Annotated in this window: 18 protein-coding genes; 2 read left to right on the forward strand and 16 right to left on the reverse strand. The window is 68.1% G+C overall.

The features are described from left to right. Positions 1–20: 20 nt before the first annotated feature. The 9 genes from hisS to AC1D2H_RS03075 form a co-directional block, all read right to left on the reverse strand. Positions 21–1,328: a histidine--tRNA ligase gene (gene hisS / locus AC1D2H_RS03035; RefSeq protein WP_478009822.1), complete on the reverse strand. Its 1,308-nt coding sequence runs from the start codon at positions 1,326–1,328 to the stop codon at positions 21–23. Further along, positions 1,325–2,587: a flavodoxin-dependent (E)-4-hydroxy-3-methylbut-2-enyl-diphosphate synthase gene (gene ispG / locus AC1D2H_RS03040; RefSeq protein ID WP_478009823.1), complete on the reverse strand. Its 1,263-nt coding sequence runs from the start codon at positions 2,585–2,587 to the stop codon at positions 1,325–1,327. Before ispG ends, hisS begins: the two co-directional genes overlap by 4 nt. After that, positions 2,587–3,522: a helix-turn-helix domain-containing protein gene (locus tag AC1D2H_RS03045; protein WP_478009824.1), complete on the reverse strand. Its 936-nt coding sequence runs from the start codon at positions 3,520–3,522 to the stop codon at positions 2,587–2,589. Before AC1D2H_RS03045 ends, ispG begins: the two co-directional genes overlap by 1 nt. Positions 3,523–3,525: 3 nt before the next feature. Further along, positions 3,526–4,308 (reverse strand): type IV pilus biogenesis/stability protein PilW, encoded by a 783-nt coding sequence (gene pilW, locus AC1D2H_RS03050; protein ID WP_477928439.1) that lies wholly within the window; start codon positions 4,306–4,308, stop codon positions 3,526–3,528. 23 nt (positions 4,309–4,331) lie between these two features. Beyond that, on the reverse strand, positions 4,332–5,441 hold the full coding sequence (rlmN, locus tag AC1D2H_RS03055) for a dual-specificity RNA methyltransferase RlmN (protein WP_477928437.1): 1,110 nt from the start codon (positions 5,439–5,441) through the stop codon (positions 4,332–4,334). A 42-nt stretch (positions 5,442–5,483) separates the two neighbouring features. Next, positions 5,484–5,912 carry a nucleoside-diphosphate kinase gene (ndk, locus tag AC1D2H_RS03060; protein ID WP_477928435.1) on the reverse strand — a complete coding sequence of 143 codons (429 nt, stop codon included), beginning with the start codon at positions 5,910–5,912 and terminating at the stop codon, positions 5,484–5,486. A gap of 84 nt (positions 5,913–5,996) precedes the next feature. Next, on the reverse strand, positions 5,997–8,027 hold the full coding sequence (locus AC1D2H_RS03065) for a pseudouridine synthase (RefSeq protein ID WP_478009825.1): 2,031 nt from the start codon (positions 8,025–8,027) through the stop codon (positions 5,997–5,999). Next, positions 8,024–8,752, reverse strand: a complete 729-nt coding sequence (gene scpB / locus AC1D2H_RS03070; protein WP_478009826.1) for an SMC-Scp complex subunit ScpB — start codon at positions 8,750–8,752, stop codon at positions 8,024–8,026. The genes AC1D2H_RS03065 and scpB overlap by 4 nt, the downstream gene beginning before the upstream one ends. A 252-nt stretch (positions 8,753–9,004) precedes the next feature. Beyond that, positions 9,005–10,003 carry an RluA family pseudouridine synthase gene (locus tag AC1D2H_RS03075; protein WP_477928430.1) on the reverse strand — a complete coding sequence of 333 codons (999 nt, stop codon included), beginning with the start codon at positions 10,001–10,003 and terminating at the stop codon, positions 9,005–9,007. A 43-nt stretch (positions 10,004–10,046) separates the two neighbouring features. On the opposite strand from AC1D2H_RS03075, the gene AC1D2H_RS03080 reads away from it, so the two are divergent. Further along, positions 10,047–10,862 carry an outer membrane protein assembly factor BamD gene (locus AC1D2H_RS03080; RefSeq protein ID WP_477928428.1) on the forward strand — a complete coding sequence of 272 codons (816 nt, stop codon included), beginning with the start codon at positions 10,047–10,049 and terminating at the stop codon, positions 10,860–10,862. Between the two features lie 158 nt (positions 10,863–11,020). Here the strand turns inward: AC1D2H_RS03080 and AC1D2H_RS03085 are convergent, their stop codons facing one another. After that, positions 11,021–12,979 carry an ATP-dependent DNA helicase gene (locus AC1D2H_RS03085; protein WP_478009845.1) on the reverse strand — a complete coding sequence of 653 codons (1,959 nt, stop codon included), beginning with the start codon at positions 12,977–12,979 and terminating at the stop codon, positions 11,021–11,023. Positions 12,980–13,324: 345 nt separating this feature from the next. Then, positions 13,325–13,528: an HP1242/YdcH family protein gene (locus tag AC1D2H_RS03090; RefSeq protein WP_119045407.1), complete on the reverse strand. Its 204-nt coding sequence runs from the start codon at positions 13,526–13,528 to the stop codon at positions 13,325–13,327. Positions 13,529–13,590: 62 nt separating this feature from the next. On the opposite strand from AC1D2H_RS03090, the gene AC1D2H_RS03095 reads away from it, so the two are divergent. Next, positions 13,591–14,361 (forward strand): PP2C family protein-serine/threonine phosphatase, encoded by a 771-nt coding sequence (locus AC1D2H_RS03095; protein WP_477928426.1) that lies wholly within the window; start codon positions 13,591–13,593, stop codon positions 14,359–14,361. 5 nt (positions 14,362–14,366) lie between these two features. On the opposite strand, the gene AC1D2H_RS03100 is transcribed toward AC1D2H_RS03095, so the two are convergent. The 5 genes from AC1D2H_RS03100 to AC1D2H_RS03120 form a co-directional block, all read right to left on the reverse strand. Next, positions 14,367–14,957: a hypothetical protein gene (locus AC1D2H_RS03100; RefSeq protein ID WP_478009827.1), complete on the reverse strand. Its 591-nt coding sequence runs from the start codon at positions 14,955–14,957 to the stop codon at positions 14,367–14,369. Further along, positions 14,954–16,054, reverse strand: a complete 1,101-nt coding sequence (gene zapE / locus AC1D2H_RS03105) for a cell division protein ZapE (protein ID WP_478009828.1) — start codon at positions 16,052–16,054, stop codon at positions 14,954–14,956. The genes AC1D2H_RS03100 and zapE overlap by 4 nt, the downstream gene beginning before the upstream one ends. A gap of 52 nt (positions 16,055–16,106) precedes the next feature. Beyond that, positions 16,107–17,528 carry a dihydrolipoyl dehydrogenase gene (lpdA, locus tag AC1D2H_RS03110; RefSeq protein ID WP_478009829.1) on the reverse strand — a complete coding sequence of 474 codons (1,422 nt, stop codon included), beginning with the start codon at positions 17,526–17,528 and terminating at the stop codon, positions 16,107–16,109. Between the two features lie 19 nt (positions 17,529–17,547). Continuing rightward, entirely contained in the window at positions 17,548–18,816 is a 1,269-nt protein-coding gene (gene odhB / locus AC1D2H_RS03115; protein ID WP_478009830.1) for a 2-oxoglutarate dehydrogenase complex dihydrolipoyllysine-residue succinyltransferase, read from the reverse strand. 90 nt (positions 18,817–18,906) lie between these two features. Beyond that, positions 18,907–21,762, reverse strand: coding sequence for a 2-oxoglutarate dehydrogenase E1 component (locus AC1D2H_RS03120; RefSeq protein ID WP_477928417.1), 2,856 nt, complete (start codon positions 21,760–21,762; stop codon positions 18,907–18,909). Positions 21,763–21,945 lie beyond the last annotated feature (183 nt).

Genomic DNA, 21,945 nt, shown 5'->3' on the forward strand with positions numbered 1-21,945 from the left:
GGGTCTCGGGAGGCCCGGGATTATGCGGGGAGGAGATCGGCGGCCCAGGCGGCCACGTCGGCGAGCGGCCGGCTGAGCTGCTCGCCACCGTCGCGCAGCGGCTTCACGCTCACCTCGCCGCGGGCCAGTTCATCGGCACCGAAGACGAGGGCGAAGCGCGCGCCGGAGGCGTCGGCCTTCTTGAACTGCGACTTGAACGAGCCGCCGCCGGCGTGCATCTGCACGCTGACGCCGGCTTCGCGCAGCGCCTCGAGCACGCTGAAAGCGTGAGGCAGCGCCGCGGCGTCGGGCACGATGGCATAGGCCTGCGGCGCCGACGACGGCACGGGCAGGCCGAGCTCGTCGATCAGCAGCAGCAGGCGCTCGATGCCCAGGCCAAAGCCGACCGACGGCGTCGGCTTGCCGCCGAGCTGCTCGAACAGCCCGTCATAGCGGCCGCCGCCGCAGACCGTACCCTGGGAGCCGAGCTGGTCGGTCACCCATTCGAAGACGGTCAGGTTGTAGTAGTCCATGCCGCGCACCAGGCGCGTGTTGACGCGGTATTCGAGGCCAGCCGCGTCGAGGATGGTGCGCACGGCATTGAAGTGGGCCAGCGTCTCTTCGCCGAGGAAGTCCATCAGCTTGGGCGCCGCCTCGATGACCGGCTGCATCGCCGGGTTCTTGCTGTCCAGGATGCGCAGCGGATTGCTGTGCAGGCGCTTCCTGCCGTCATCGTCGAGCTTGTCGGCATGGGCCTCGAAGTGGGCGATCAGTGCGGTGCGATGAGCATTGCGCTCGGCCGGCTGGCCCAGGGAGTTCAGCTCCAGGCGCACATGCTGGCCAACGACCAGACCGAGGGCCTGCCAGAGGCGGCGCACCATCAGGATGATCTCGGCGTCCACGTCCGGGCCGGCAAAGCCCAGGGCCTCGACGTCGAGCTGGTTGAACTGGCGGTAGCGACCCTTTTGCGGGCGCTCGTGGCGGAACATCGGGCCCATGGTCCACAGGCGCAGCGGGCCGTTGTAGAGGGCGTTGTGCTCGACCATGGCGCGCACGATGCCGGCCGTGGCCTCGGGGCGCAGCGTCAGCTGGTCGCCGTTCATGCTGTCGGTGAAGGAGTACATCTCCTTCTCGACGATGTCGGTCACCTCGCCCAGGCCGCGCACGAACAGCGCCGTCGGCTCGACGATGGGGGTCAGCATGTACTGGTAGCCATAGCTGGACAGCACCTTGCGCAGCGTGGTCTCGAACCAGCTCCACAGTTCGCCGCTGGGCAGCTTGTCCTTGCGGGTGACGCTGGCCGGGAGGATGTCGTTCATCCCCTTCACGGCCTGGATGGTTTTGCTCATGCAGTAGCGGTCGCGCCGAAGCGCTTCTCGATGTAGTTCTCGACCAGAGCATGGAACTCGGCCGCAATGTTGTCGCCGCGCAGCGTCAGCGCCTTCTCGCCGTCGATGAAGACGGGGGCCGCCGGGGCCTCGCCGGTGCCGGGCAGGCTGATGCCGATGTCGGCATGCTTGCTCTCGCCGGGGCCGTTGACGATGCAGCCCATGACGGCCACCTTCATCTCCTCGACGCCGGGGTATTTGTTGCGCCAGACCGGCATCTGCAGGCGCAGGAAGTCGTCGATCTGCTTGGCCAACTCCTGGAAGGTGGTGCTGGTGGTGCGGCCGCAGCCGGGGCAGGCGGTCACGCTCGGGTTGAAATGCCGCAGGCCCAGGGCCTGCAGGATCTCCAGCGCCACGACGACTTCCTGCGTGCGCGACTCGCCCGGTTGGGGCGTGAGGCTGACGCGGATGGTGTCGCCGATGCCCTCTTGCGCCAGGATGCCCAGCGCGACCGAAGACGCGACCGTGCCCTTGGTGCCCATGCCGGCCTCGGTCAGGCCCAGGTGCAGCGCGTAGTCGCAGCGGCGGGCGAGTTCGCGGTAGACCGAGATCAGGTCCTGCACGCCGCTGACCTTGCAGCTGATGATGATGTTGTCGGGGTTGAGGCCGAGCTCGGCGGCGTAGGCGGCCGAGGTCAGCGCCGACTCGACGAGGGCCTGGTACATGACCGGCTTGGCGTCCCAGGGCACCGCGCGCCTGGCGTTCTCGTCCATGAACTGGGCGAGCAGCTCTTGGTCCAGGCTGCCCCAGTTGACGCCGATGCGCACGACCTTGTCGTATTTGGCGGCGGCCTCGACCATCATGGCGAACTGGCGGTCCTTCTTGTCACCCTTGCCGACGTTGCCCGGGTTGATGCGGTACTTGGACAGGGCCTGGGCCATGGCCGGATGCTCGGTCAGCAGGCGGTGGCCGTTGTAGTGGAAGTCGCCCACCAGCGGCACGTCGATGCCCATGCGATCCAGCTGCTCGCGGATATAGGGCACCGCATCGGCGGCCTCGGGCGTGTTGACGGTGATGCGCACCATCTCCGAGCCGGCAATGGCCAGCTCCTTGATCTGGATGGCCGTGCCGATGGCGTCCACCGTGTCGGTGTTCGTCATGGACTGCACACGCACCGGCGCGTCACCACCCACGGTGACGACGCGGTTGCCCCAGACGACGCGGGCCTGGCGGCTCTTGCGTGGCGCGGGGGCGGCCTCGGGAATGATCCATTCGCTCATCACTTCAACTCCAGTCGAGCGACGTTGTCCTTGCTTTGCGCCGCCAGGTCGACGGCGGCACCGCGCCATTCGAGCTGGGTGCCGCGCACATTGCCGATGCGCAGCCTGTAGGGCGCGGCACCGGTGAATTCCTGTTGCTCGCCGGCGCGCAGCACGCGCGACAGCAGCATCTGGCCCTTGGCATCGGCGACCTCGATCCAGGTGTCTGCCGTCGCCGTCACGCGCAGCGCGCTGCCGGGCGTGGCGGTGACCGTGGCCTTGACCGCCGGCACCGAGGCCGGCGCCGCAGCGGGCGGCGGGGCGACTTCACGCACCTGCAGCGGCGCGGAAGCCACCGGTTCGGGCGCAGCGACCGAGGTGGTGGCGGTGGCGGCAGGCTCGGAAGCCGCCGGTGCAGGCACGAACTCGACGACCGGCGCACTCGCCCCGGCGACGACGGTGCCGGAAGCCGCCGACGCATTGCTGCCCCGCTCGGGCAGCCAGCCGGCCGGAATCCAGTAGATGGCGGCCGCGGCCACGAGCAGCAGCAGCGGCCCCCAGACAACGGGCCGCATCGCCAGGGCCAGCACACCGCCATCGATGGGGCCGGCACCGCGCTCGCGGAAGGGTTGGTTGAGCCCGGGGCGCACGTCGAACTCGCGATCGCGGGTGCGCGGCAGCATGGCCAGCACCGGGCCAGAGTCGACCTTGAGCGCGCGGCACATGGCCGTGGCCAGCGCGCGGGCGAAGGTGGCGTCGGGCAGCTCGTCGAAACGGTCGGCCTCGAGGGCCTCGAGCTTGGCCTGGGGCACCTTGAGCATGACGGCCAGGGCGGCGATGTGCAGGCCGCGTTGCTGGCGTGCGCTCCTGAGCCAGGCGCCCGCAGTGGCGGCCTGGCTGGCGGGTCCCTCGGAGATGGATTCCATCGTCTCGTTCTTGTTGTGTGCCGCGGTCACGGCTTATTCGTCGTAGCGGCCGGCATCCAGGGACTGGGTCTCGGGAGACTGGGGATATTTGCGGCGCAGTTGCGTGGCCAGGTCGTCGACCGTGCCGCTGTTGCCCAGCTTGCGCTCGACGCGCAACTGCAGCCACAGGCTCTGGGCGTTGGTCTGCTCGGGCTGGCTGTTGACGCGCTTCACATAGAAGCGGGCCCGATCCAGCTCGCGGTTGCGGTAGAGCACCTCGGACAGATTCACCGCGATGGCCGGGTTGCCGGCGTCGAGCTGGAAAGCGCGCGTCAACGTCTTCTCGGCCACCAGCAGGCGGCCGGCGCGTGCTTCGCAGACGCCCTTGGCCAGCAGCGTGCGTGCCGGGGCGCGATAGGTGGACTGGGCCAGGGCCTGGTCGAACAGCGAGTCGGCCGTTTGCCAGCGCTGCTGCTGGCACATGAACCAGCCGTAGTTGTGCAGGGTGTCGGAATCGTTGGGATAGACGACCAGCGCGCGGCGGAAGGCCTCCTCGGCGAGCTGGTGTTCGCCCATGGCGCCGTAGATCAGGCCGCGCAGATTGACGGCATCGCGCATGTCGGGCTTAGCCTGCAGCGCGAGCTTGAGCTCGTCCAGCGCCGTGTTGAACTGGCCGCGCGAGAAATAGCCCTGGGCCAGCTCCAGACGGATGGCGGCCTTGCGGTCGGCGTCGGTCTGGTCGGAATCGGTTCGGATCTCGCGGTCGCCGCTCGGCGCGGTGGTGCCGGCGCAGGCGGCAAGGAGGGCGGTGGCCAGAACGATCAACAGTCGCTTCATCAAATCCTCGGCTTGGGGGAGCATCAGTTGGATTTGGCCACCGTGACGGGTGCCCTGACCATGCGGATATGCGCGCGGGTGCGGTCCTGTACCTCACCGGCCAACTGACCGCAGGCGGCGTCGATGTCGTCGCCACGCGTCTTGCGCACCGTCGTCACGATGCCGGCCTGGATCAGCACCTCGGCAAAGGCCTGCACGCGCGCATTCGTGCTGCGGATCAGACCCGACGCCGGGAAGGGGTTGAAGGGGATCAGGTTGATCTTGCAGCTGACCTTGTGCTTCAACAGCCGCACCAGCTCATGGGCCTGTTCGGGCGAGTCGTTCACCTCCTGCAGCATGCAGTACTCGAAGGTGATGAAGTCGCGCGGCGCGGCGTCGAGGTAGCGGTTGCATGCGGCCAGCAACTCGGCGATCGGGTACTTCTTGTTCAGCGGCACGAGCTGGTCGCGCAGCGGGTCGGTGGGCGCATGCAGGCTGACGGCCATGGCCACCGGGCAGTCCTCGCGCAGCCGGTCGATCATGGGCACGACGCCCGAGGTCGACACGGTGACGCGGCGGCGACTGAGGCCATAGCCATGGTCGTCCAGCATGGTCTTGAGCGACGGCACGAGCTGGTCGTAGTTCTGCAGCGGCTCGCCCATGCCCATCATGACGACGTTGGAGATCACTCGCTCCGTCGTGTTGAGGCGTTTGCGCAGGTTGTGCTCGGCGAACCAGAGCTGGGCCGTGATCTCGGCGGTGCTCAGGTTGCGGCTGAAGCCCTGGTGGCCGGTCGAGCAGAAACGACAGCCCACGGCGCAACCGGCCTGGCTGGAGATGCAGAGGGTGCCGCGATCGTCTTCGGGGATGAAGACCGCCTCGACCGCATTGCCGGCGCCGACATCGAACAGCCACTTGATGGTGCCGTCGGCCGAGACATGCTCGGAGATGACGGCCAAGGCGGTGATGTGGGCACGCCCCTTGAGCTTGTCGCGCAAGGACTTGGCGAGGTCGGACATCTGATCGAAGTCAGACGCGCCCTTCTGGTGGACCCAGCGGAACAGCTGGGTCGCACGGAACTTCTTTTCGCCCAGTTGCTCGCAGTAGGCGGCCAGGCCTGGCAGATCAAAACCGAGCAGGTTGACCGCTTCCATACGAACTTCCTGGGCCGGGGTCACCGACCCCGTTGGGGGCAATTAACGGCCGGCGTAGACGTTCATGCCGGGGAAGAAGAATGCCACTTCGACGGCGGCCGTTTCGGCGGCGTCGGAGCCATGCACGGCGTTGGCGTCGATGCTGTCGGCGAAGTCGGCGCGGATGGTGCCCTTCTCGGCCTTCTTCGGATCGGTCGCGCCCATCAGGTCACGGTTCTTCAGGATGGCGCCTTCACCTTGCAGGGCCTGGATCATCACCGGGCCGGAGATCATGAAGTTGACCAGGTCGTTGAAGAAGGGACGGGCCTTGTGGACAGCGTAGAACTGTTCGGCTTCGACGCGCGACAGGTGCACCATCTTGGCAGCCACGACCTTCAGGCCGGCGCCTTCGAAGCGGGCGTAGATCTGGCCGATGACGTTCTTCGCCACGGCATCGGGCTTGATGATGGACAGGGTGGTTTCGATCGCCATGGGATTCTCCTGAGGGGGCGTATTGGACAAAGCCTGTGATTGTAGCGGGCAGGGATGACCCTAGTTGTATCGTCCGCCGCGCTTTCAGCGACGGCCGCCGTAGCCGCCGCCGGAGCGACCGCCACCACCGCCGCCACCGCCGCCACCACCACCACCGCCCTTGCCGCCACGGCCACCGCCGCCACCGCCACGGCGCAGGAAGGCGTCGCCACCGATATAGCCCACCGAGGTCTGCATCGGATCGGGTTCACGCGGGCCGTTGCCCTTGTTGCCACCGCCGCCCTTGCCGTGCCGGTCATTCTGCTGGCTGCCGCCGGCGCCGAAGCCCTGGGGCAGGCCGCGCTTGCCGCTGGTGGCGTGACGCCGGTCGAAGGTCTGCTCCAGCGGATTGACGTGGTGCGGAATGAAACCGTCGTCTTCATCGTCGTCCCGGCGCGGCGCGCGCTCCTCGCGCGGCGGGCGGGCCTGCTGTTGCGGCGCCTCGGGCGGGCGGCTCGGGCGCGGGCCGCCACTGCCGCTGTGTCGCTCATCGTTGCGGCGCTTGTTGCGGTCGTTCTTGCTGCCCTGCTGCTGCTGCGGCTGGCTCTTGCCCTGACCCTGGCTGTAGCCCTGCCCCTGGTTCTGGCCCTGACCTTGTCCTTGTCCGCTGTTCGAGGTGTGGCCCGCCAGGCGGCGGATGACGCGAACGTCGTCGTCGCCCAGCTCCACCCAGACGCCGCGCTTGAGGCCGCGCGGCAGCACCACGGTGCCGTAGCGGATGCGGATCAGGCGGCTGACCACCATGCCGACCGCCTCGAAGAGCTTGCGCACCTCGCGGTTGCGGCCTTCGGTAATGACGACGCGGTACCAGCGGTTGGCGCCTTCGCCGCCGCCGTCCTCGATGCTCTTGAACGAAGCCGTCTGGCCTTCGACATTGACGCCTTCCAGCAGCTTGGCGCGCTGCTCGTCGCTCAGCGAGCCGAGCACACGGGCCGCGTACTCGCGCTCGACGCCGAAGCGCGGGTGCATCAGCTGATTGGCCAGTTCGCCGGAGTTGGTGAAGAGCAGCAGGCCTTCGGTGTTGATGTCCAGGCGGCCGACGGACTGCCATTTCTGGCCCTGCACGCGCGGCAGCGAGCGGAACACCGTCGGGCGACCTTCCGGATCGTTGAACGTGGACACCTCGCCCGTGGGCTTGTGATAGGCCAGGATGCGCGGGTTCGGCGGCGAGATGCGCACGCGCACGTCCTTGCCGTTGACGCGCACCCGGTCACCGAAGGAGATGCGCTGGCCGACATGGGCCACTTCGCCGTTCACTTCGATCTTGCCTTCGGCGATCCATTCCTCGATGTCGCGGCGCGAGCCGATGCCGGCCTGGGCCAGCACCTTCTGCAGCTTGGGCGCATCGGCATCCGGCGCCAGCACGCGCTTGCTCTCGCCCTCGACCGCTTCTTCGGCCGCCTCGTCGGGCTCGGGCCGCAGCTGCGGCGGCTCACCCACCGGACCTTCCGATTCCGCGTCCAGATTGCCCGACAGCACATCGGCAAAGCGCGCCCCCGCGGCCTCGACGAGTTCCGGCGCCAGGATCGGGCCAGACGGCTCAGCACCACCACCCGCCGGTTGCGCTGCATCCTGACGCTCCGCACGCTCCTTGCGGTTGCGTCGGCGGTTGCGACCGCGTCCGCTGCGCTCGCCATCTTCGTCCGACTCGCCCTCTTCCCCTTCACCATCCGCCTCGCCGCCTGCCGCGGTCGACGCGGTCGGCGCCTCCTCAGCCAGCGTGAAAACGGGCGCCGCCGGTGCCGCGACCGGTGCCGGCGCTTCTGCAGCCACGGCGGGTGCCGAATCCTCTGCGGCAGCCTTTCGAGGCGCGCGCTTGCGGGCCGGTGCCGGCGCCTCTTCGGCCGGCGCCGCCGTCACGGCTTCCTCGGCCACGGCCTCGGCGGGCTTGCGGCGAGTGCGCTTCACGGGCGTGGCCGCCTCAGCGGGCTCAGCGGGCTCAGCGGCCTCAGGCGTGGCCTCGGGCGCAGCCTCGGCCGGCGCCTTGGCCGTCGTGCGACGCCGTTTGGGCGCGGCAGGCGCTTCGGCCTCGGCGGCAGGAGGCAGGGACTTGTCTTGGTCGGCAGCGTCGTTCATGCGGATTCGGGCTGGGGTTGCGGGGGCGGATCGTTGGGGTCGGGATCGGGGAGTGCCGGCGTACCGTCGTCGCCAAACAGGCTCAGACTCGGGACGATTGCTTCGGCAGGCACTTCGGAAGCTGTCTCGGCCGGCGCCTCGGAAGGCGCCTCGACGTCACCGGGAGCGTCAAGCAGCTGGCCTTGCAGGGCCTCGAAGGCCGGCGGCGCTTCGCCGCCAATGTCCAGGGCAGGCAGCTGTTCCAGGCTGGCCAGACCCAGGTCATCGAGGAAGGACTTGGTCGTCGCGTACAGCGCCGGGCGCCCCGGCGTCTCGCGATGGCCGATGGCCTCGATCCAGCCGCGGTCCTCGAGCTGCTTGACGATCTGGCTCGCGACGACGACGCCGCGGATGTCCTCGATGTCGCCGCGCGTGACCGGCTGGCGGTAGGCAATGATGGCCAGCGTCTCGAGCACGGCACGCGAATAGCGCGGCGGCTTCTCGGGGTGCAGGCGGTCGAGGTATTCGCGCAGCTCGGGGCGGCTCTGGAAGCGCCAGCCCGAGGCGAGCGCCACCAGCTCGACGCCCTTGCCTTCCCAGTCGCGGCTGAGCTCGTCGAGCAGGCTGCGCACGGTATCGGCGCCGAGTTCGTCGGCGAACAGGCTGCGCAGCTCGCGCAGCGTCAGCGGCTGCGAGGCACAGATCAGCGCGGTCTCGAGGACGCGCTTGGCATCCTGGGTATTCATGAACGCAAGTGCGCCCTCAATCAAGCCTAGCTTGGCAATCCGTCCGGGCCTGGGCGCTCACAGCGGTCTTCAGGCGAAGCAGACGGGGTCTGTCCGGGCGTCACCTTGGGGCTCAGCAGCCTTCCAGCGGGACGCGATCGGGGTGGTTGACCGGGCGGGCGGATGAACTGCTAACCGCGCGGATCGCGCCCGTCTTGTCGACTTCTGGGCGCGTTGGCTGCCACGACAACCGGAGTGCATTGTATAGCCGCGTCAGCCGGGCAGGTCTGCGGCGCCAATCTGGGCCCAGGCGGCGGCCATGTCGGCGGGCGGTGGCGCGGTCAGCACCAGGGCCTCGCCGGTGGTCGGATGGGTCAGGGACAGCCGAGCCGCATGCAGGGCCTGGCGCGTCAGCCCGAGGGCCGGGGCGCCGCCATAGAGCACGTCGGCCAGCATGGGGTGGCCGCTGTGCATCAGGTGCACGCGGATCTGGTGGGTGCGGCCGGTGTGCAGCACGCAATGCACGGCGCTGACGGGGCGGCCCTGCACATCGCCGACACCGAGGGGGAAGAAGTCCGTGCGCGCCGGCTTGCCGAGGTTGGCCGGGGCGATGGCCATCTTCACGCGCGAGATCGGATCGCGGCGCATGGCCTGTTCGACGACGAAAGGCTCTTCGACCCGGCCCCAGGCCAGGGCCAGGTATTCGCGGTGCACCTCGCGCGCCGAGATCTGGCGCATCAGCGCCGTGACGGCCGCCAGCGTCTTGCCGACGACCATGACGCCACTGGTGTCCTTGTCCAGCCGGTGCACGATGCCGCCGCGCGGCAGCGTCGCCGCGGCGGCGTGATGGGCCAGCAGGCCGTTCATCAGCGTGCCCGACCAGTTGCCCGCGGCCGGGTGCACGACCAGGCCAGCCGGCTTGTTGACCACCGCCATGTGCTCGTCCTCGTAGACGAAGTCCAGCGCCATCGCCTCGGCGCGGAAGGCGCGGCTCTCGTCGGTGGGCAGCAGCTCGATCTCGACGCGCTGGCCGGCGCGCAGCTTGTGGGCAGCCTTCTCCAGCACCTTGCCGTCGACCGTCACGCAGCCGCGCTCGATCAGCGACTGCAGATGGTTGCGCGAGAACTCCGGCGCCTGCGTCGTCAGCCAGCGATCCAGGCGCTCACCATGGCCACCGGCATCGACTTCCGCAGCGCGCCGCTCGGCGTCGCCACCGTCTTCGGCTTCCTGCTCGAAATCGTCCTGACCCCCCACCCTATACTCCGCGTCCATTGTTCCCTGTGACCAGCCGGCAGCATCGCCGTCGACTTCAGACATGTTTGTTGAGAAATTCAAGGCCGGCCGCATCGTCGCCGGCGCTGTCCTGATGGCGTTCGCGCTTGGCATGAGCGGCTGCGGCTCCACGGCCAAGGAGGACCCAAACTCCCAGGCGGCGCTGGACAAATTGTATGCAGACGCCAAGGACGACCTGAACGCGGGCAGTTATGACCGCGCAATCAAGTCCCTGGAGAAGATCGAGGGGCGCGCCGCCGGCACGACGATGGGTCAGCAGGCGACGCTGGATCTGGCCTGGGCCTACTTCCGCACGGCCGAGCGCGCGCAGGCGATCTCGACGCTGGACCGCTTCATCAAGCTCAACCCGTCCAGCCCGGCGATGGACTACGCCCTCTACATGAAGGGCATCGTCAACTTCAACGAAGACCTGGGCCTGTTCGGCCGCCTGGCCAACCAGGACGTGTCCGAGCGCGACCAGCAGGCGTCGCGCGAAGCCCTGCTGGCCTTCCGCCAGCTCGTCGAGCAGTTCCCCGAGTCCAAGTACTCGGCCGAAGCGACGACCCGCATCAACTTCATCACCAACACCTTGGCGGCCTACGAGATCCATGTGGCGCGCTACTACTTCAACCGCAAGGCCTATGTGGCCGCGGCCAACCGCGCCCAGGCGGCCGTGGCGGAGTTCCAGTACGCGCCCGGCATCGAGGAAGGCCTGTTCATCATGGGCGAGAGCTATGACAAGCTCGGCCTGACCCAGCTGCGCGACGACGCCCGCCGCGTGCTGGACAAGAACTTCCCCGACAGCCAGTACGCCAGCAACGGCGGCAAGCGCAAGAAGCCCTGGTGGCAGTTGTGGTGACCCCTCGCCTGGCCTTGCGCCGCTGAACGCGGGCAAGTCCAGTCGGTCCCCCGGGGGGACGGCGATGCTTGGCGGATCGACCGCCAAGCACATCGCCAAGCGGGCCGGCTCGGGAGCGGCCCAGCGCTCGGCCCGAAAGCCAAACATCAAACGGGCCGTCAGGCCCGCTCTTCATTCAGCAGCTGCAGCCAGGCCAGCGCCTCGGCCTCGTTGGCCACCGGCGTCATCGGCGGCAGGGCCGCGCGCAGGCGGCGGCCGTAGTTCATGCCGGCCATGCGCGGGTCGCACACCACCAGCAGGCCGCGGTCGGTCTCGGTGCGGATCAGCCGGCCGGCGCCCTGCTTCAACGCGATGGCCGCCTCGGCGACGAAATACTCCGAAAACGCATTGCGCCCCTGGGCCTCCAGGCGCTGCACCCTCGCTTCCACGAGCGGATCGTTGGGCGGCGGAAAGGGAAGCTTGTCGATGATGACGCACTGCAGCGCATCGCCGGGCACATCGATGCCTTCCCAGAAGCTGGCCGAGCCGACCAGCACCGACGCCGGGTTGTCGATGAAGCGCTGCAACAGCACGCGCTTGGGCGCGGCACCCTGCTGCAGCACGCCGATGGCGTCGCCGGCCGCCTCGAAGCGCTCGCGCAGCGCATCCGCCACCGTCTGCAGATTGCGCAGCGTCGTCGTCAGCACAAAGGTCCGGCCACCCAAGGCCCGCGCCAGACGCGAGGCCAGCAGCGCGACGCTGGGCGGGTGGCTGGGCTCGCTGGGCTTCGGAAAGCCCCGCGGCACATAAAGGCGCGCATGGGTCGGGTAGTCGAAGGGGCTGCCGACGCGCAGCACCTCGGCGTCCGTCAGGCCGGCGGGTTCGGTGAACCAGGTCAGGCCCTCGTCATCGCCCAACGTGGCCGACGTGAACACCCAGGCCTTGGGTGGGCCCTCCAACTGCTGCTGCATCGCGTCGCGGATGTCCAGCGGCGATTCGACGAGGCGGGCGGAGTGCGGGCTGATGTCGATCCAGCGCACATCGCCCGGGTCGGGTTCGGTGGCGAACTGTTTCGCCAGCTCGCGCAATTCCTGGGCGCGCTCGCACAGGCGGGCGAAGTCGGGCGCGGCCTCGCGCACAGCGGTCAGCGCCTCCAAGGCCTTGGCCGCCGCGGCCTCGACCCCAGCCAGCGCCCCGGCAAAGGCGGGCTGGTTCGCCCTCTCCTTCCAGCCCAGCTTCAGCGTGCCCCGCAGCTCGCGCCCGGCCGTGGCCAGCGGCCCGGCCGCCGCCAGGCGCAGCTCGCGTGCCGCCTTCTCGACGCCGGCATGCAGCCCCTGCCAGTCGTGCACGCCGCGCGCATGGGCCAGGCCCTGGGCCAGCATGTCGCGGGCGAAATCGATCAGGGAGGCCGTGCCCAGCAGCGTGCCGAGGAATTGCACGCCCGCCTCGGCGAGCTGGTGGGCCTCGTCGAAGATGGCGATTTCGACGCTGGGCAGCAGCTCCGCGACGCCGGTGTCGCGCAGGGTCATGTCGGCGAAGAAGAGGTGGTGGTTGACGACGACGACGTCGGCCTCCATGGCCTCACGCCGCGCCTTGACGACGTAGCAGGCCTTCCAGTCCGGGCATTCCTGGCCCAGGCAGTTCTCGCGGCTGGAGCTGACGATAGGAATGATGGGGGAACGCTCATCCAGCCCGTCGATCTCGGCGAAATCACCCGTCGTCGTGCCCAGGGCCCAGCGCTCGATGCGGGCCAGCGACAGCGCCGTGCGCCGGTCCGGGAATTCGCCGGAGACGCGCGCCTCCTTCATGCGGTGCAGGCAGAGGTAGCTGCTGCGCCCTTTCAGCAGCGCCAGGCGCACCGGCGTGTTCAGCGCCTTGGTCAGGCGCGGCAGGTCGCGCAGGAAGAGCTGGTCCTGCAGGCTCTTGGTGGCGGTGCTGATGAGGGCCCGGCTGCCCGCCAGCAGGGCCGGGACGAGGTAGGCGAAGGTCTTGCCGACGCCGGTACCCGCTTCGACGACCAGGGCCTGGCGGCGGCTGAGCGCCCGGGCGACGGCACGGGTCATCTCCAGCTGGGGCGCGCGGGGCTTGTAGCCCCTATCCAGGCGCGCCAAGGGGCCGTCCAGGTCGAAAGCAGCCAGAACGGCCTGTTCGAGTTCGTCAGCAGCGGGCGGGGCGGGAGGGGTGGCCTGATCGAGGGCGTCGAGCCAGTCGTCGAGGGAGTGTGTTTGCACGCCGGTCATGGCACCCGTTGCCCCGCAAAAGCAGTGGCTGCAAGGCGCGAACCGCAGCCGGGCTCGCCGCCCGGCGAGGATTTGCAACGCCGCAGACGCTGTTTTTGCGGGGCAACCCGAAGGGCAAGGAAGCCCAACGCCGCACTCGTTGTTGCACGGCTGGCGCAGGCGGCCAGCCTGCACTGCGCCGCGCGCCTAGATTGCGCCGCTGGGCTACCTTGCGGGCGCCATGCGCGGCGTACAAACACACTCCTAGGCGGGTTCATCGGGCTCGGTGGCGGCCTCCAGCCGGGCAATCATGTCGCGCAAGGCGAGGCGCCGCTTCTTGAGCCGCTGCAATGCCAATTCGTCCACTGGCGGTTGTTCGACCAGGCGGTCGATCATCGCGTCCAGGTCGCCATGCTCCATGCGCAACTCAATGAGCCGCCGCGGCAACGAGTGAAGTTGTTCATCCATCCGAGGGTTTGCGAAGGCGGTTCCATGCAGGCCAAAAGCTCACTGCCCAGTATAGTTTTCGTATGCCCTCCCCCACCGCCGTCGGATTCCGACTCAACGCAGCCACCGGCACCCATCGCGGTGACCGGGCCTACCAGCAGGACCAGGTGGCCGTCATCGCCCACCCCCGCATCGCAGGCTGTGTCTTGGGCATCGTCGCCGATGGCATGGGCGGCAAGAGCGGCGGGCGCAAGGCGGCGGACCAGGTCATCCTGACCGCGCGTCAGCTCTTCGAGCGCTACTCGCCCGAGGACGAGTTGCCGGCCGAGCTGCTGAGCCAGATCACGGCCGAGGCGCATCTGATGATCAAGCTGACGGCCATCTCCGCCGAGGAGGAGCCGCACAGCACCATCGCCGGTTTCGTCGTCAGCAGCGACCGCTGCGCGCACTGGATCCACTCCGGCGACTCCCGCATCTACTGGTTCCGTGGCGCCCGCCTCGTCAAGCGTTCCATGGACCACTCCTATGTGCAGCGCCTCGTCGACGAAGGCCAGCTCACCGAGGCGGAGGCCAGTTCGCATCCGCAGAGCAATCTGCTGACCGCCTGCCTGGGCACCGTGCAGGACCCGACGTCGACGTCGGAACGCTTCGAGAACCTCGAAGTGGGCGACACGCTGATGTGCTGCAGCGATGGCCTCTGGCACTACTTCACCGCCCAGGAACTGGGCAGCGTGCTCTACAGCCTGCCGCCGCGCGAAGCGGCCGAGTTGCTGGTCAGCAAGGCGCGCCAGCGCGCGCGGGGCGGCGGCGACAACCTGTCCATCGCCATCGTCAAGCTCGAAAACCTCGACTGAGTCGCTCAGTTCGGCCGGGAAGCCGCCGACGCCCCAGGCAACGGCAGCGACGCGGCTGCGGGCTTGGTGCGGTTCTTCAACTTGGCGGCGTGTTCGGCGATGCGCTGCTGCTGTTGCTGTTCGCGCGCCTGGGCCTTCTCGCGGCGCTTGGCCGCGTCCTCCTCGGCCTTGCCGGCGACCTGCGCGCGGTGGCGCTCAGCGGCCTCGGGGCTGATCGCCCGCGGCGTACGCGCGAGGGGCGACGCGGGCTGGGCCGGGTTTGGGGCCGTGAGGAGGCGCTCACGCTTCTGGCCTTCGTCCTGGGACGCAGCGAGTTCGCGTTCGCGCACGCGCTGGGTCTGTCCCGCCGCGCGCGCACGGCGTTCCTCGGCCGCCAGCTCATGCTCACGCTTGACCAGCGGCTCCAGGGCGTCATGGCGGCGCTGGCGCACGTCGTCCAGGCAGGCGGCCACCGAAAAGCGCTGCTCGCATTCGAGCTTCTCGCGCGCGAACCGCTGCTCGACGGCGGCGCGCTGGGCGGCAACCTCGGTACGCGTCGCGGGCTGGGCCACGGCAGCCGTGGCGGCAAGCGCAAGGATCAGGGGACGCAGGATCATGTCAGCGAAGTATCGACCTCGCGGCGGGCCAGGGCCAGATATTCGGCCGAGCGCATCTCCTGCAGCCGCGACACGGTGCGCGGGAACTCGTGGGCCAGCGGGCCTTCGGTGTAGAGCTGTTCGGCCGGCACCGCTGCCGAGATGATGAGCTTGACGCGGCGGTCGTAGAGCACGTCCACCAGCCAGGTGAAGCGGCGCGCCTCGCTGGCCAGGCGTACCGGCATCTCGGGCACGTCCGACAGGATGACGGTGTGGAACTGGCTGGCCAGCTCCAGATAGTCGTTCTGCGAGCGCGGGCCGCCACAAAGGGTTGCGAAATCGAACCAGACGACACCACCGGCGCGCCGACGCGCATAGATCGCACGGTGCTCGATCATCAGCTTGCGGTCCTCGTCCTGGGCCTCGGCGAGCGACTCGAAGGCCTTGGTGAGGGCCGCCTCGGTCGCTTCATTCAGCCGCGTCAGATAGAGGTTCATGTCCTCCAGCGTGCGGCGCCGGTAGTCGGTGCCAGCGTCGACGTTGATGACCTCGAGATTGGCCTTCAGCAGCTCGATGGCCGGCAGGATGCGGTCGCGGTGCAGGCCGTTGGGGTAGAGCCCGTCGGGATGGAAATTGGACGTCGTGATGATGGACACGCGGTTGCGGAACAGCGCGTCCAGCAGCCGATGCAGGATCATCGCGTCGGTCACGTCGGCGACGTGGAACTCGTCGAAGCAGATCAGGCGGAAACGCCGCGCGATACGCTTGCCCAGCTCCTCCAGCGGGTCGGCAATGCCCTTGAGCTCCTGCAGCTCGCGGTGCACCTCGCGCATGAACTCGTGGAAGTGCAGCCGCGTCTTGCGCTGCAGTGGCACGGCCTGGAAGAAGCAGTCCATCAGGAAGCTCTTGCCCCGGCCCACGCCGCCGTACATGTAGACGCCGCGCGGGATGGGTGGGCGCACCAGCAGCTTGGTCACGGCATTGGCGCGCCGCGCCTTGTAGCTGGCCCATTCGTCCTGGCAGCGCTGCAAGGCCTCGACGGCGCGCAGCTGCGCCGCATCGGCTTTGTAGCCGCGCTCGGCGAGGGTTTGCTGGTAGAGCTCAGTGACGCTGGTCATGGAAGAAAAAGGGGCGACTGTGTGGCCGCCCCTTTCAACTCGCTTCGCGCGATCAGAAGTTCAGCGTCCGCTTGTCGACGGCAAGGGCGGCTTCCTTCGTCGCCTCGCTCAGCGACGGGTGGGCGTGGCAGATGCGCGCGATGTCCTCGGCCGAGGCCTTGAACTCCATCGCCACCACCGCTTCAGAGATCAGCTCCGACGCGAACGGGCCGATGATGTGCACGCCCAGGATCTCGTCGGTCTTGGCATCGGCCAGGAACTTGACGAAGCCGGTCGTGTCGCCCAGCGCGCGGGCGCGGCCGTTGGCCAGGAAGGGGAACTGGCCGGCCTTGTAGGCCACGCCGAGCTCTTTCAGCTGCTGCTCGGTCTTGCCGACCCAGGCGATCTCGGGGCTGGTGTAGATGACCCAGGGGATGGTGTTGAAGTTGACATGCCCGTGCTGGCCGGCCATGCGCTCGGCCACGGCCACGCCCTCTTCCTCGGCCTTGTGCGCGAGCATCGGGCCGCGCACGACGTCACCGATGGCCCAGACGCCCGGCAGGTTGGTCTTGCACTCGTCGTCCACGACGATGGCGCCACGCTCGTCCAGCTTCAGGCCCACCACATCGGCACCGAGGCCGATGGTGTTGGGCACGCGGCCGATGGAGACGATGAGCTTGTCGACCTCCAGCGTCTTGGCCTCGCCCTTGGCGTCGGTATAGGCGACGCTGACACCCTTCTTGCCCGACTTGACCTCGCCGACCTTCACGCCGAGCTGGATGTCCAGGCCCTGCTTCTTGAAGACCTTGGCGGCTTCCTTGGCGACGCTCTCGTCCACCGCGCCGAGGAAGGCCGGCAGGCCTTCCAGCACGGTGACTTCAGCACCCAGGCGGCGCCAGACCGAGCCCATCTCCAGGCCGATGACGCCAGCACCGATCAGGCCCAGCTTCTTGGGCGTCGCGCCGACGCGCAAAGCGCCGTCGTTGGACAGGATGTTCTCTTCGTCAAAGGGCACGCCGGGCAGCGCGCGGGCGTTGGAACCCGTGGCGACGATGACCTGCTTGGCGGCGATGGTCTCCTCGCCGGCCTTGAGCTCATAACCACCATCCTTGGCGGCCACGAACGCACCACGGCCATGGAAGAAGGTGACCTTGTTCTTCTTGAACAGGTAGACGATGCCGTCGTTGTTCTGCTTCACGACCTGGTCCTTGCGGGCCAGCATCTTGGCGACGTCCATCTTGACGTTGTCGGCCGTGATGCCGTGGTCGGCGAAGTGGTGGTTCAGCTGCTCGTAGTGCTCGCTGGACTGCAGCAGCGCCTTGGAGGGGATGCAGCCGACGTTGGTGCAGGTGCCGCCGAGAGCGGGGCCGCCCTTGTCGTTCTTCCACTCGTCGATGCAGGCCACGTTCATGCCCAACTGGGCCGCGCGGATGGCGGCGATATAGCCACCGGGGCCGCCGCCGATGACGACGACATCGAATTGCTTGGTGCTCATGCTGATTCGTTCCTTGGTCTTAGATGTCGAACAGCAGGCGGGCCGGATCTTCCAGCGCTTCCTTCATGGTCACCAGGCCCAACACGGCTTCGCGGCCGTCGATGATGCGGTGGTCATAGGACATGGCGAGGTAGTTGATCGGGCGCACCACGACCTGACCGTTCTCCACCACCGCGCGGTCCTTGGTGGCGTGCACACCCAGGATGGCCGACTGCGGCGGGTTGATGATGGGCGTGGACAGCATGGAGCCGAAGGTGCCGCCGTTGGAGATGGAGAAGGTGCCGCCGGTCAGGTCGTCGATGGACAGCTTGCCGTCCTTCGCCTTCTGGCCGAACTCGGCAATCTTTTTCTCGATGTCGGCGAAGCTCATCTGGTCGACGTTGCGCAACACCGGCACGACGAGGCCGCGCGGCGAGCCGACGGCGATGCCGATGTCGAAGTAGCCGTGGTAGACGATGTCATTGCCATCGACCGACGCGTTGATGATCGGGTACTTCTTCAGCGCCGCGACGGCCGCCTTGACGAAGAAGCTCATGAAGCCGAGCTTGACGCCGTGTTCCTTCTCGAACTTCTCCTGGAACTTCTTGCGCATCTCCATGACCGGGGCCATGTTGACTTCGTTGAAGGTGGTCAGGATGGCGTTGGTGGACTGCGACTGCACCAGGCGCTCGGCGATGCGGGCGCGCAGGCGGGTCATGGGCACGCGCTGCTCGGGGCGATCGCCCAGGTTGGGCTGGACCGGCGCGGCGACGGCCGGCAGCGGCTTGGCGACGGCAGGCGATGCGGGCACGACCAGCGGGGCGGCGACAGCGACAGCGGGCTTGGCGCCGGCGGCCAGGGCGTCGCCCTTGGTCACGCGGCCGTCCTTGCCGGAGCCGGGCACGTCGGTGGCGGCCAGGCCCTTCTCGGCCAGGATCTTGGCGGCGGCGGGCATGGCCACATCGCCCTTGCTGCCACCCGTGGCGGCGGGGGCGGCGGCAGGTGCAGCAGCGGCGGCGGGCGCGGCAACCGAAGCCGTCGTGGCGGGCGCAGCGACGCCAGCCTTGCCTTCGGTATCGATCTTGGCCAGCAGTTGCTGGCTGGTGACCGTGCTGCCGTCAGCGACACCGATCTCGGCCAGCACGCCGGAGGCGGGTGCGGGCACTTCGAGCACGACCTTGTCGGTCTCGATCTCGACGAGGGTCTCGTCGATGGTGACGGCTTCGCCGGGCTTCTTCTTCCAGGTCAGCAGCGTGCCCTCGGAAACGGATTCGGAAAACTGGGGAACTTGGACGTCAACGATGGCCATGGTGTGAGGCTCCGTGTTCTTTATTCGGTGTGATGCGGTACAGGCGCAAGTGAGCGCAGCGCCGGAAATGTGGCGCTGCGCGGTGCGGTCTTATTTGGTGAGGATGAAGCCCTTGAGCTTGGCGAAGGCCTGATCCAGCAGGGCCTTCTGCTGCTCCTGGTGCAGGTGGGCGTAGCCACAGGCAGGGCTGGCGCTGGCCGGGCGGCCGGCGTAGCCGAGCTTCTGGCCTTCGCTCATGTTCTCGTGCACATAGTGCTGCACGAAGAACCAGGCGCCCTGGTTTTGCGGCTCGTCCTGGCACCAGACGATGTCGGTGGCGTTGGGGTACTTCTTGAGCTCGGCCGCGAAGGCCTTGTGCGGGAAGGGGTAGAGCTGCTCGACGCGCACGATGGCCACGTCGGTCGCCTTCTTCTCGGCACGGGTGCGCACCAGGTCGTAATAGACCTTGCCCGAGCAGACGATGACGCGCTTGACCTTGTCGGCGTTCAACGTCGCGTCCTGCTCACCGATGACGGTCTTGAAATCACCCTTGGTGAAGTCGACCAGCGGCGAGGTCGCGTCCTTGGCGCGCAGCAGGCTCTTCGGGGTCATGATGACCAGCGGCTTGCGGAACATGCGCAGCATCTGGCGGCGCAGCACGTGGAAGATCTGCGCGGCGTTGGTGGGCTGCACGATCTGCATGTTGTTGTCCGCGGCCAGTTGCATGAAGCGCTCCAGGCGCGCCGAGCTGTGCTCGGGGCCCTGGCCTTCGTAGCCGTGCGGCAGCATCATCGTCAGGCCGTTGGAGCGGCCCCACTTCACTTCACCCGAAGCGATGAACTGGTCGATGACGACCTGGGCGCCGTTGACGAAGTCGCCGAACTGCGCTTCCCAGATGGTCAGCGTGTTGGGTTCGGCGGCGGCGTAGCCGTACTCGAAGCCCAGCACCGCCTCCTCGCTGAGGATGGAGTCGATGACGGTGAACGGGGCCTGGCCTTCGGCGACGTTCTGCAGCGGGATGTAGGTGCCGTCATCCCAGTTCGCACGGTTCTGGTCATGCATGACCGCATGGCGGTGGGTGAAGGTGCCGCGGCCGCTGTCCTCGCCGGACAGGCGCACCGGGTAGCCGCTGGCCACCAGCGAGGCGAAGGCCATGCTTTCGCCCATGCCCCAGTCGACATTGACTTCACCCCGGCCCATGGCAGCGCGGTCGCCGTAGAGCTTCTGCACCAGGTTGTGGGCGGCGAAGTCCTTGGGAATGGTCGTCAGCTTCTCGGCCAGGCGCTTCCACTCGGCCACGGGGATGGCGGTGTCGCAGTTGTCTGTCCACTTCTTGCCGAGGAAGGGCGACCAGTCGGTGGCGAACTTGCTCTTGAAGTTGGTCAGCACCGGATCGACCGTGTGACGGCCCTCATCCATCGCGGCACGGTAGGCCTTGACCATATCGTCCGGGCCCTCGGCCGGCAGCACGTTCTGCGCCACCAGCTTGTCGCCGTAGACCTTGCGCGTGCCGGGGTGGGCGGCGATCTTCTTGTACATCATCGGCTGGGTCAGGGCCGGCGTGTCCTGCTCGTTGTGGCCCAGCTTGCGGAAGCAGACGATGTCCAGGACGACGTCCTTGTGGAACTCGGCGCGGTAGTCCATGCACAGCTGCGTGGCCCAGACGACGGCCTCGGGGTCGTCGCCGTTCACGTGCAGCACCGGTGCTTCGATCATCTTGACGACGTCGGAGCAGTACCAGGTCGAGCGCAGGTCGCGCGGGTCGCTGGTGGTGAAGCCGATCTGGTTGTTGATGACGATGTGCACCGTGCCGCCGGTGCGGTAGCCACGGGTCTGGGCCATCGCCAGCGTTTCCTGCACGACACCCTGGCCACCGAAGGCCGCGTCACCGTGCACCAGCACCGGCAGCACCTGGGCGCCGACGCTGTCGCCACGGCGGTCCTGGCGGGCGCGCACGCTGCCTTCGACGACCGGGTTGACGATTTCGAGGTGGGACGGGTTGAACGCGAGCGACAAATGCACCGGGCCGCCGGACGTCGACACGTCGGAGCTGAAGCCTTGGTGGTACTTCACGTCGCCGGCCGGCAGGTCCTCGGCAGCCTTGTGCTCGAACTCGGCGAACAGGTCGGCGGGCATCTTGCCCAGCGTGTTGACCAGCACGTTCAGGCGGCCACGGTGGGCCATGCCGATGACGATCTCCTGCACGCCGCGCTCGCCGCCACGCTGGATGACTTCGTCCATGGCCGCGATGAAACTCTCGCCACCTTCCAGCGAGAAGCGCTTCTGGCCGACGTAGCGGGTGTGGAGGTAGCGCTCCAGGCCTTCGGCTGCCGTCAGGCGGTCGAGGATGTGCTTCTTTTCTTCGGCCGTGAAGGTCGGCTTGCCGCGCGCCTTCTCCAGCCTCTCCTGCCACCAGCGCTTCTCGGCCGGGTCGGAGCCGTGCATGAACTCGGAGCCGATCGAGCCGCAGTAGGTCTCGCGCAGGGCCTGCACGATCTGGCGCAGCGTCATCGTCTCGCCGCCGAAATAGCTGTTCACGGCGCTGAACGAGATGTCCATGTCGGACTCGGTCAGGTCGTAGAACGCGGGGTCGAGTTCGGGAATCTTGGGGCGCTCGGCGCGCTTGAGGGGGTCCAGCTCCGCCCAGCGGTTGCCGAGGAAGCGGTAGGCCGCGATCAGCGACTGGACATGGACCTGCTTGCGGGCGACGGCCAAATCGGCGCTTGAGGCCTTGTTGGCGAAGGCATTGGCCTTGGCGCGCTGGGCAAAGGATTCGACGACCGGCGCATGGGCCACGTCGCGGGCCTCGCTGCCGTCAACCGCGGGCACATGCTGGAGCGCATCGAAATAGGCGCGCCAGTTGTCGGGGACGGAACCGGGGTTGTCGAGGTAGGCCTCGTACATCTCCTCCACATACGGCGCGTTTCCGCCGAACAGGTAGGAGTTGGACCTGTATTGCTGCATCATCTTTCGCTCACCTCATGCCCCGGTTTCCAGGGAGTTGGCTGGTTGAAGAACCTTCCGCGACACGGCTCGACCGGTTGGCGGATTGCGACCCACCTCTGCTGTTGCCAGAGGCAACCGCAAAAGGGACGGGAAGGAATAAAAGTATCAGGGGCGGACTCTAGCACTCCGGGTTTGCCCGACAAG

It is taken from the genome of Roseateles sp. P1_C1_2, from assembly GCF_056406535.1.

Excerpts from the sequence above, each read along its gene's own strand:
- hisS (WP_478009822.1), bottom strand. The coding sequence starts at position 1,328 with ATGAGCAAAACCATCCAGGCCGTGAAGGGGATGAACGACATCCTCCCG.
- ispG (WP_478009823.1), bottom strand. The coding sequence starts at position 2,587 with ATGAGCGAATGGATCATTCCCGAGGCCGCCCCCGCGCCACGCAAGAGC.
- pilW (WP_477928439.1), bottom strand. The coding sequence starts at position 4,308 with ATGAAGCGACTGTTGATCGTTCTGGCCACCGCCCTCCTTGCCGCCTGC.
- rlmN (WP_477928437.1), bottom strand. The coding sequence starts at position 5,441 with ATGGAAGCGGTCAACCTGCTCGGTTTTGATCTGCCAGGCCTGGCCGCC.
- ndk (WP_477928435.1), bottom strand. The coding sequence starts at position 5,912 with ATGGCGATCGAAACCACCCTGTCCATCATCAAGCCCGATGCCGTGGCG.
- AC1D2H_RS03065 (WP_478009825.1), bottom strand. The coding sequence starts at position 8,027 with ATGAACGACGCTGCCGACCAAGACAAGTCCCTGCCTCCTGCCGCCGAG.
- scpB (WP_478009826.1), bottom strand. The coding sequence starts at position 8,752 with ATGAATACCCAGGATGCCAAGCGCGTCCTCGAGACCGCGCTGATCTGT.
- AC1D2H_RS03075 (WP_477928430.1), bottom strand. The coding sequence starts at position 10,003 with ATGGACGCGGAGTATAGGGTGGGGGGTCAGGACGATTTCGAGCAGGAA.
- AC1D2H_RS03080 (WP_477928428.1), top strand. The coding sequence starts at position 10,047 with ATGTTTGTTGAGAAATTCAAGGCCGGCCGCATCGTCGCCGGCGCTGTC.
- AC1D2H_RS03090 (WP_119045407.1), bottom strand. The coding sequence starts at position 13,528 with ATGGATGAACAACTTCACTCGTTGCCGCGGCGGCTCATTGAGTTGCGC.
- AC1D2H_RS03095 (WP_477928426.1), top strand. The coding sequence starts at position 13,591 with ATGCCCTCCCCCACCGCCGTCGGATTCCGACTCAACGCAGCCACCGGC.
- AC1D2H_RS03100 (WP_478009827.1), bottom strand. The coding sequence starts at position 14,957 with ATGATCCTGCGTCCCCTGATCCTTGCGCTTGCCGCCACGGCTGCCGTG.
- zapE (WP_478009828.1), bottom strand. The coding sequence starts at position 16,054 with ATGACCAGCGTCACTGAGCTCTACCAGCAAACCCTCGCCGAGCGCGGC.
- lpdA (WP_478009829.1), bottom strand. The coding sequence starts at position 17,528 with ATGAGCACCAAGCAATTCGATGTCGTCGTCATCGGCGGCGGCCCCGGT.
- odhB (WP_478009830.1), bottom strand. The coding sequence starts at position 18,816 with ATGGCCATCGTTGACGTCCAAGTTCCCCAGTTTTCCGAATCCGTTTCC.
- AC1D2H_RS03120 (WP_477928417.1), bottom strand. The coding sequence starts at position 21,762 with ATGATGCAGCAATACAGGTCCAACTCCTACCTGTTCGGCGGAAACGCG.